Below are 2,729 nucleotides of genomic sequence, written 5' to 3' on the forward strand. Positions count from 1 at the left end.
ACAAGCACTTGCCGACGTTCGGGTTCGCCCAAGAGCTCGATCGCGCCCACTACCTGGCGCTCGTTCTCGACCATCGCACGCAGCCCCCGTTCCAGATACGCCACGTAGCGTTGGGCCGTCTCGCGGTCGAACAGCGCCGTGGCATATTCCAGCGAACCGACGATCCGTCCCTCCACCTCTGCCAAGTCGAGGGACACATCGTACTTGGTGGTGCGTGCTACCGAATCCAGCAGCGTTAGCTCCAGCCCCTCCAACGCCAGTTCTGCGGGCGGCGTGTTCTGCCACGACAGCATCGCCTGAAACAGCGGGCTATGGGACAAGCTGCGCACCGGCTTGAGCAACTCCACCACCTGCTCGAAAGGCAGATCCTGGTGTTCATAGGCCGCCAGAGTGCAGGCCTTGACACGACTCAGCAATGCCTCGACCGTCGGATCGTCCGACACATTCACCCGCAACGCTAGGGTGTTGACAAAAAACCCGATCAGGCCCTCGACCTCAGCGCTCATCCGGTTCGCCACCGGCGAACCGATCACCACCTCATCCTGCCCGGACAAACGACTCAATACCGTCGCCCAGCCCGCCAGCAATGTCATGAACAGGGTCGTGCCGTGCCGCCGACTCAGCGCCTTGAGCTCATGGCTCAGCGTCTCATCCAGCACCACGGGCACCGCATCGCCCGTATAGTCCTGTTGCGCCGGACGTACACGATCAGAGGGCAACATCAGCAATGCCGGCGCATCGAGCAGAGCGGTCTGCCAGTATGTGCTTTGCTTGTGCAATACCTCGCCGCTCAACCAGCCTCGTTGCCACACCGCATAGTCCGCGTACTGGATCGACAACTGCGGCAACGGGTCTGCATCAGCTTGGCAACCGCTCGCGTAGAGTGCTCCCAACTCGCACGTCAACACGCCCATCGACCAGCCATCCGATACGATGTGGTGCATCGTCAACAGCAACACATGCTCGTCATCGCTCAGCCGAACCAGACTCCCTCGAATCAGCGGTCCCTGCTGAAGATCGAAGCGCCCAATGGCTGCTTCGTCCATCAGTCGTGCCAACTCACTCGAGCTATCGGCATGCGTCGTGAGATCGTACTTGCGCAACGGGCAGCCTGTTTCCTCGGGATGGATGCAGAGCACTACGGCCTGATCCCCGGTCTGGACAAACGTTGTGCGCAGTACTTCGTGACGCGCCACAATCCGGTTCAACGCATGCTGCAAGGCGGCTTCATCCAGCGCGCCGACGATGCGCAGCCTCGCCGGTATGTGGTAAGCAGCACTGGCACCTTCCATCTGCGCCAGAAACCACAACCGTTGCTGAGCAAACGACAGCGGCAGTTGCGCCCCTCGGGACGCAGGCACAATCTGCGGCAGTGTATTGTTTTGTGCCTGCGCCACCACGCAGGCAAGCGCCTCGAGCTGCGGATTCGCGAATAACGCGGCCAGTTCCAATTCCACGCTAAAACGCTGCCGGACCAGGGAGATAAGCCTCATCGCCAGCAGCGAATGCCCACCCAGATCGAAGAAGTGATCGTTGCGCCCCGCCCGATCGACACCGAGCAGCTCCTGCCAGATCTCCGCCAGCGCACGCTCGACTTCGCCTGCCGGCGCCTCGTAGTCACGACTGGCATAAGCGTCGTCCCCCGGCGCCGGCAATGCCCGCCGATCCAGCTTGCCGTTCGGCGTCAGCGGCCATTCGGACAATTTCACATATGCCGCCGGCACCATGTATTCCGGCAGCATCGCCTGCAAGGCAGCACGCAACGTCTGCGCTGTCATGGCCTGTGCAGCTTCCTGCATCGTGTAGTACGCCGTCAGACGCTTTTCACCCGGCGTATCCTCTTGGGCAATCACCACAGCGTCTCTGATGTCCGCGATCTGCCTCAGTTGCGCCTCAATCTCGCCCAGCTCGATACGAACTCCCCTGAGCTTGACCTGATCGTCATTGCGCCCCAGGTACTCGATATTGCCGTCCGCCAACCAGCGCCCCAGATCGCCGGTCCTGTACATCCGCGCCGCGGTTTCGGCACTGAACGGGTCATCCAGAAAACGCTCCGCCGTCAGTTCCGGCCTGTTCAGATAACCCCGGGCAACCCCCGCGCCGCCGATATAAATCTCGCCGCTGACCCCGATAGGCACTGGCTGGCCGTGCGCATCCAACAGGTAAACCTGCGTATTGGCTATCGGACGGCCTATGTGCAATACCGACTGCGTTGCATCGATCAGACCGGATGTGGCCACAACCGTGGTCTCGGTCGGACCATAGTTGTTGATCAGCGCAACCCGACTATCCGGATTGGGAAACTGACGCAACCGGTCTCCACCGATCAGCAACGTTTGCAGCGACGCCGGCTCGATCCCTTGAGCGAACGCAATCTCGGCAATCGGCGTAGGCAAGAAGCTCACGTCCAGTTCTTGCCGACGCCACCATCCCAGCAGCGCATCGACATCATTGCCAAGCGCTTCTCCAGGCAACAGCGACAGGCTGGCTCCCACGCACAGCGCTGGCCATAGTTCCCAGACGCAAGCATCGAAACCGACGCCCGCCACGCTCGAAACCCGCTTGCGATGGGCCAGATTGAACGCCTCGCAATGCCAGGCCACCAGGTTAACGAGATTGCGATGCTCGATCATCACGCCCTTGGGCTGACCGGTCGAACCCGAGGTATAGATCACATAAGCCAGGTGCTGTGGCGTGACCGTCGGCAACACGCGATCATGCCTGGCTTC

The 2,729-nt window shown here is 61.3% G+C and carries 1 protein-coding gene; it reads right to left on the minus strand.

Going from position 1 to position 2,729, the window contains the following annotated elements; all coding sequences use genetic code 11:
* Window positions 1-2,729, minus strand: a 2,729-nt coding sequence (locus ALO80_RS01855) for a non-ribosomal peptide synthetase (RefSeq protein WP_144434195.1), incomplete at both ends; no start/stop codon positions are given.

Source organism: Pseudomonas caricapapayae, assembly GCF_001400735.1.
GTDB lineage: Bacteria > Pseudomonadota > Gammaproteobacteria > Pseudomonadales > Pseudomonadaceae > Aquipseudomonas > Aquipseudomonas caricapapayae.